Annotated in this window: 7 protein-coding genes and 3 pseudogenes; all 10 read right to left on the bottom strand. The window is 60.9% G+C overall.

The genetic code is table 11. The features are described from left to right. Positions 1–111: 111 nt before the first annotated feature. Positions 112–669, bottom strand: coding sequence for a hypothetical protein (locus tag QZY48_RS26670; RefSeq protein ID WP_295436574.1), 558 nt, complete (start codon positions 667–669; stop codon positions 112–114). A 241-nt stretch (positions 670–910) separates the two neighbouring features. After that, positions 911–1,267, bottom strand: coding sequence for an addiction module antidote protein (locus QZY48_RS26665; RefSeq protein WP_366929789.1), 357 nt, complete (start codon positions 1,265–1,267; stop codon positions 911–913). Then, positions 1,265–1,417: pseudogene (locus tag QZY48_RS26660) on the bottom strand (type II toxin-antitoxin system RelE/ParE family toxin); the annotation flags it as partial. The gene QZY48_RS26665 and the pseudogene QZY48_RS26660, both read right to left, overlap by 3 nt. Before the next feature lie 199 nt (positions 1,418–1,616). Then, complete coding sequence (locus QZY48_RS26655; protein WP_295436572.1) at positions 1,617–2,192, bottom strand: Uma2 family endonuclease; 576 nt, start codon at positions 2,190–2,192, stop codon at positions 1,617–1,619. Positions 2,193–2,415: 223 nt separating this feature from the next. Beyond that, on the bottom strand, positions 2,416–3,624 hold the full coding sequence (locus tag QZY48_RS26650; protein WP_295436571.1) for a M48 family metalloprotease: 1,209 nt from the start codon (positions 3,622–3,624) through the stop codon (positions 2,416–2,418). A 101-nt stretch (positions 3,625–3,725) separates the two neighbouring features. Continuing rightward, positions 3,726–3,830 (bottom strand): annotated as a pseudogene (locus QZY48_RS26645) (Uma2 family endonuclease); the annotation flags it as partial. A gap of 56 nt (positions 3,831–3,886) precedes the next feature. Then, a pseudogene (locus QZY48_RS35055) lies at positions 3,887–3,946 on the bottom strand (hypothetical protein); the annotation flags it as partial. Next, entirely contained in the window at positions 3,930–4,172 is a 243-nt protein-coding gene (locus QZY48_RS26640) for a DUF433 domain-containing protein (protein ID WP_295436570.1), read from the bottom strand. The pseudogene QZY48_RS35055 and the gene QZY48_RS26640, both read right to left, overlap by 17 nt. A 1,189-nt stretch (positions 4,173–5,361) precedes the next feature. After that, positions 5,362–5,601, bottom strand: coding sequence for a DUF4926 domain-containing protein (locus QZY48_RS26635; RefSeq protein ID WP_295436569.1), 240 nt, complete (start codon positions 5,599–5,601; stop codon positions 5,362–5,364). Between the two features lie 12 nt (positions 5,602–5,613). Beyond that, positions 5,614–5,946 carry a DUF6883 domain-containing protein gene (locus QZY48_RS26630; protein ID WP_295436568.1) on the bottom strand — a complete coding sequence of 111 codons (333 nt, stop codon included), beginning with the start codon at positions 5,944–5,946 and terminating at the stop codon, positions 5,614–5,616. Positions 5,947–6,614: the final 668 nt, after the last annotated feature.

Here is a 6,614-nt window from a genome sequence, read left to right as displayed (position 1 = left end):
TAGTAAGCTTCATTTAAAGATTAAGTTGCAGACTGCCTTACAGGCACTGCAACAGAATATTGGCCGTGTAACATCTTTCTTCTATTTGCCAGATACATTATATGCTGCAAGTTAGTCGTGATAACTCATTAAGTCGCTATAGCGCGGGCATCCGTATTTGTTCTCAAGTATTCTTCTAGCTAAATCGCCGTTCTTATCATAGTTATCGGAACCCATCCATCCTGACTTGATAAGCGCGACTGCATCTGGATATGTCTCATTAGAGATATATAATTTATCAAAAGCCTCTATGTCGCCCCCTGCTAGATACAAAAAACTTAATCTATCTGGTCCATGATCTGGAGTTATGTCCTGGGATCTTTGCATGATTACCCAAATAGAGTTCTCGCAAACATGGTTGTATAACTCGCATTTTACAAAATACCCCCTAAAATTTCTTTCTGGATTGGCAAGAGATTTTGTAATCTGACTCAAGGAAATGCCATTTTCTACATACACGAAGCTATATATGAAGCCCCCTAAAAATTTCACCGGATCTCCATCACGTCCGGAACATGGATAGTAAAGAGAGTGCTCAAGAATTTCTTTTGCAGAAAAAACCTTCATATCATTGGCGGTGTCAATACTGGATAGCCAGCGCGGCATCTCCTTCTTAGGTAGCGTACACATCATTTTCCTCTATAAAAGTCAAAGCCTAACCTTTGCGTTCACCGGCTCGCCGAAGGCGAGTCCGGTGCAACGAAGGGTTGGACGGAGCCGCTACCGCGGCAGATCACCGCCCGCCACACACTTTCCTCGCCGCCACGCCGTTGGCAATTCCGGCGACAGTTTACTCAATTCAACATCTTAGCCGGAACATAGGATCAAGCAAGACCTGCCCCGAATCTCCGACAGGCCCGCCGCTCGCCACTCAGCCCTGACTCAGCTCGTCGCGAACCAGCGGTTGCGCCACCAGCTTTACCCCTAGGGCCTGGCATACGCGGCTCACGGTCTCGAAGCGCGGCTGCGCATTCGGACGCAACGCCTTGTACAGCGCCTCGCGCGTAAGGCCGGACGCCTTCGCGATCTCGGTCATTCCGCGCGCGCGGGCGACGATGCCCAAGGCATGCGCCAGCTCGGCCGGATCGCCCTCTTCAATCACCAGGGTCAGGTAAGCGGCCATGTCCTCGTCGTCCTTCAAATGCTCGGCCGGATCGAAGTCGGGCAGGTCGGCAACGCGGATCTTGTCAGTCATGGCCCATTCCTCGATCACCGACGCCAGCTCAATGGCCTTGGCGATGTCGCCGGTCTGCGTGGATTTGTCGCCGCCGCCCAGCATCACGATCAGCAACGGGCCGCGCTGGACGTAGTACAGGCGCCAACCGCGGCCGAAATGCTCGCGCATCTCGAAGACGCCCGCGCCGACCGGTTTGACATCGCCGAGCTGGCCACGCTACGCCCGGTCGAGCCGGCGGTTGAGGCGGACGCGCGTCTGGCGGTCCTTGATCCCGTCGAGCCAGGCGGCGAATCCGTCGGTGCGCTTGATCGCGAACATAGGCACTACTGTAATCGAGCGATGATAGGCGATCAAGCCTGCTGGTCGGCCGCGCTGCGTCGGCCGACCCCAAGCCCGATCTCTACTCGGTCGGTGCCCACAGGTCATCGAGTCTGATCGTCACTGCATCGTATGGCGCGACCGACACCGGTGCTGCGCCGGCGAAGCGTCCGATCTCCCGCCAGGCGCCGCCTTCCAAGGCGTAGGCTTCCAGGATATGCGCGACGGGATCGAGCAGCCAGGCGAAGGGAACCCCGTACTGCGCGTAGATCGGCATTTTGACCTTGCGGTCTTTGCTCTCGGTCGAGGGGGACAGAATCTCGCACACCCAATCCGGCACCACGGTGAAGCGATGGTCGCGCGGAAATCTGGGTAATCGCTCTTTCCGCCATCCGGCCAGGTCCGGAACATCGACTTCGGTGTTGCGCAGGAAGTGCAGTTCGGGCTCCTGAACGATCCACCAGCCGCCGGGTCCCCCGCGTCCGCGCTCGAAGGGGCCGAGCAGTTCATAGCCCAACTCGGACGCGGCGAACACATGTGGGCCGCTCGGGCGCGGCTGGGTGTAGATCTGACCGTTGAGGATTTCCCCGGTCAGTCCTTCTGGCAGGGCCTCCAGCTGTTCGTAGAGACTGGGGCGGGTCTTCTGATGCGCGTGCATGGCTCGGCCTCTCGTACCGGTCGATCTTTTCAAGCATACCCCGCTGAGAGACGGGAAGAAACCGCTTACAGACCGCGGTTTCCGGCGACCAACCGGGGAAAGGCTCTGATTTATCTGCACGAAATCAGGGACTCCGTGGCCTTTCCCAGGTCTTGCGCGCGATGACTTGTCATCCGGCGATGCGCTCGACCTCCCCATTGACCTCGAGCAAGAGCGACGGTTACTAATTGCGGCGAGAGACCGGCGTAGCGCCGCGGCAGGTCGGCGGTAGCTGTGTCGGCTTAAGACCTGCGCCGGGTGAGCAGTTCCAGATGATCCGCTCCTGCCCGTCGGCGCTGGGGGTGAAAATGAGCTCGCCCTGTGGGGTGCTCACCGTCAGCACCATGCCTTTCTGTTCGAGCGACAAATGGGCGCCGCCAACCAACTCCGGGGTCACCCCGGCAACCGCAAGCGATTCGGGAATCTTCTGGTTCTTGATGTAATAGCTACCCAACGCATTGCGCGCACCCTGGGAACCGTCGATCGCCGCGCTCACTTTGGCCCTTGCGATGTAGTCCTGATAAGCCGGCACAGCGATTGCCGCCAACACGACAACCAGATAAACCATCAACAAAAAGCTGAAGCCCGCACCCATACGCCCGAAATAGGGAACCAAGGCCGCCGGGAAGTAGGCGAAGGCACTACGCCTGGGTAGCTTTCCCACGGGGTCCATCACCCGGGCGGCACGCTTGGTCAGCCAGGGATAGCCGGAGGTCAACTCATGGAACGACATCCAGAAGCCGGAACAATGCCGGATCTGCCGCCCATAGGCCGCGACGTCGAGTGGTTCCCAGCGCTGCGGCCCCGCGGCCAGCGCGGCCAAGGCGCGCACGGCCCCTTCCGGCGAGGCGCAGCAGGCCCGGCCGTGGCGATCACAGGTACTCTCACGGGCGCGGGAATAGGCCGCACCGAGCAACGGCAGCCACAACGCCGGCCAGCGCAGGAAGGTAGCGCGTAGATGCTTCATCCGTAGGTGCCCGAGCTCATGGCCGATATAGAAGCGTACACCATCGGGATGCCGGTTCATTGCGTCGACCACGTCAGACAACAACACGACGAACTGGGCGCCGAGAAATTTGGTAGCGAAGGCGTTGAAACCACCGTTGCCGTTCAAGATGTAGACCGCGGGCGGCTCCTTGATCTGGAGCCGCTCACAGCAACTCGTGAACTGTTCATAGAGGTCTGGAAATTGCGCTGCCGAGAGTTCGACGCCATTGCCTTTGATGTGGGCGATCAGCGTAGAGTGAGCAAACAGATACAGCACGAAGCCGATCCCGAGCGCGACCAACGCCACGCCGACGGTACCGACGATCAGAGCAAGCCAGAGCAGCAGGCCGAGCACCAAGGTGATGATGCCGAGCGTGCGCTCGCGCGGATAGACCAGGTCGTCCATTCTTCCCCCCATGAAAAATTGTTGCGTACGCGCCTGCGAGCATACACCACAAGCCGCGGGATCTGATGTCAACTATCTTGGCCGGTCGGTGACAACTATCATCCGGCCAGGTCCGGAACATCGACCTCGGTGTTGCGCAAGCAGTGCAGTTCGGGCTCCTGAACGATCCACCAGCCGCCAGGGCCCCCGCGCCCACGCTCGAAGGGGCGGTATCCGGCATGCCGCGTCGTCCCAATAACTCGATCTGGCTGCTTCCGGGATAGAGATCGGCCAGCAACCCGGGCAGCCGGGGGCTGAGATTCTCGTCAAGCAGCAATTTCATACGGTGTGCCCACCGTCAAACGACGCTCACGCTGGGCCGCGAAGGCCAGCACCGCGCGCAGGTGCTCGGGCCTGAGGCTGGGAAAGTCGGCGAGAATTTCCGCCTCGCTGATGCCGCCGGCCATGTATTCAAGGATGTCGTAGACCGTGATCCGCGTCCCCCTGATACAGGGCTTGCCGCCGCGGATATCGGGATCGATGGCGATGAGCGCGTTGAGGTCGATCATGCGAAACCCTCCTCGTTGCAGAAAAAGTGCCCGGTATCCGTTTGAGCGTTTGCGCTTGTGCCTATCCTGGCAGTCGCGGGTAAGTCGCGCAAATCCACTTCCCACGCGGCGCCCCAGGACCCGCCCCCGCTCACATCCGGTGAGAGCCAAGAATACACGAGTCCAAGGGCTCTTTGTCGACCGCAGGAAAGGCCCACAGGCTGCTACCCGAGCCTTATCTCCCACCGGAAACTCCCGCCCCCCGTCGGCAGCGTCACCCGCGCCGCCCCGTCGCTGACCGGCGACGCCGCGCCGTCGAGGCTGGCGGGAAACCGGGGACGGGAAACCGGGGACGGGAAACCGGGGACCGGGAAACCGGGGACACGGGAAACCGGCGGGAAACCGGGCGGGAAACCGCGGGAAACCGCGGGAAACCGGGGAAACCGGGGACGGAAACCGGCGGAAACCGGGGACGGCGGAAACCGGGGACAGACCACGGATTCCGGCGGGCGATCGGGGAAAGACTCTGATTTATCGGCAGGAAATCAGGGACTCCGTGGCCTGTTCCGGTTTCGCGATGTGGTCACGCGAACGCCGTAGGATGGGCAAAGCCCGCGCGCGATGGTCCGGGCCTGTCGTGGCGTCGCGTCGCTCGGGCGTGCCCATCCGGGCCGCGTCGCGGTCTGAGGATGGGCACGCTGCGCTTTGCCCATCCTACAATCGACGATCGAGCCGACCCACATCAGATTCGATCGCGCCCCTGTGGGAGCGGCTTGCGCCGCGACGGGCCGCGCGGGAAGGCGGCGGCGCATCGCGGCCGGAGGCCGCTCCCACAAGGAACTTTCATGCTGGCTGCTGCCAGGGTAGAGATCGGCCAGCAATCCGGGCAGCCGGGGGCTGAGATTCTCGTCAAGCAGCAATTTCATACGGTGTGCCCACCGTCAAACGCCGCTCACGCTGGGCCGCGAAGGCCAGCACCGCGCGCAGGTGCTCGGGCCTGAGGCTGGGAAAGGCTGCTACCCGAGCCGCACCTCCCACCGGAAGGTCCCGGGTATAGGGGTCAGAACGATTTTACGGTATCAGGTCCAGAATTCTTTTCAGCGATGATGCCTCGTCCGCCGGCCTACCGTAGCGGCAAATACCGAACCTGCCCCTCCAACTCACTCCGTGGTCTGTCCTCAGTTTCGCGCGCGGGCCGGCGCGAAGCGGGCTAAGCCGCATCTTCCATCAGTTCGGGTACCGCAGGGTCGAAATGCAGCGTCATGAGTTGATCCGGCCGCAAGCCGACCGATTCGTAGGTGCGTCCCGCACGGTCGCAGAATTCGACCTCAAAGGCTTGCCCGTCAGCCAGAATATCTACCACCGTTCCGACCTGGCCGCGGTCCAGACCATACTCGGGAATACGGGATGCCAAGGCAACAACATCGAGCAATCGAATGGCTTCGCTCATCGTCTTGTCCTCTCAAAGGGGATAGCAGGTGGTAAGACGGGGGATAGGGGACCCGTGCTCGATGATCCATCCGCTTCGCAGTATTGCACGGCGATCTCGCCAATCGAACGCGAAGTCGATCTGATAGCGCTGACCATATGCATCACACCGTCCGAGCGTTGCGTCATGTAATTGGACGACTTGCAGTAAAGCGGTGCGAAGCGCTTCAGCGTCCCCATCGGTCATGCTCAACGCCGCCGCGAACAGGCGCGCCTTGTGCTTGCCTTCGGGGTGCAACGGATTCGGGCAATAATCACGCAGTTTGCGAACATCGACGGTTGCCTGTTCGCCATTTGGTACACGCATGACGTTTACTCGGTCGAGAACACCAAGTGTTGTCCGCCCTGAACACGCACCCGGTCCGGTAGCGGACCTTATCGACGAGCAGGCACCCGCCCAGTCCAGCGACTCCGGTTGGGTTCTTGCCGGGAAGTCTAGCACGGCAGCGGGAGGATGCCCGCAGGGTGGTCCGCCATGGTTTCGACCGCTGCAATGGCGGAACCACTATCGCGTTCCGCCCTACGGCGCGCCCGCTGCGGAAACCAGTGCGGAAACCAGGCGGTGCGGAAACCAGCGGAAACCAGGGACACGGAAACCAGATGCGAAACCGGGTGCGAAACCGGGGACAGACCCTGAGGTATCCCCACGAATCGGGGAGAGACATCAGCAGGTTAGCGGAAACCCTGCGTCGCGGGCCCACCTGCCTACTCAACTACTCTCCATCTATATGACTGGGAACGACATTTCGTGGGAATACCTCAGGGATACCTCAGGGACAGACTACGAATTCCGGCGGGCAACCGGGGAAAGACTCTGATCTATCGCCACGACATCAGGGACTCCGTGGTCTGTTCCCGGTTTCGCGGTCCCCGGTTTCGCGGGGCATCCGCCTGGGTCACTGCCATTAAGTCAAGGTGCACTCGCCGACCGCGTCGCCTTTGCCTGGAGTCCAAGGCTTCAGCCTTGGCGCGCTC

The organism is uncultured Thiodictyon sp., assembly GCF_903828115.1.
GTDB lineage: Bacteria > Pseudomonadota > Gammaproteobacteria > Chromatiales > Chromatiaceae > Thiodictyon.
This window is presented reverse-complemented; position numbering and strand designations above follow the sequence as displayed.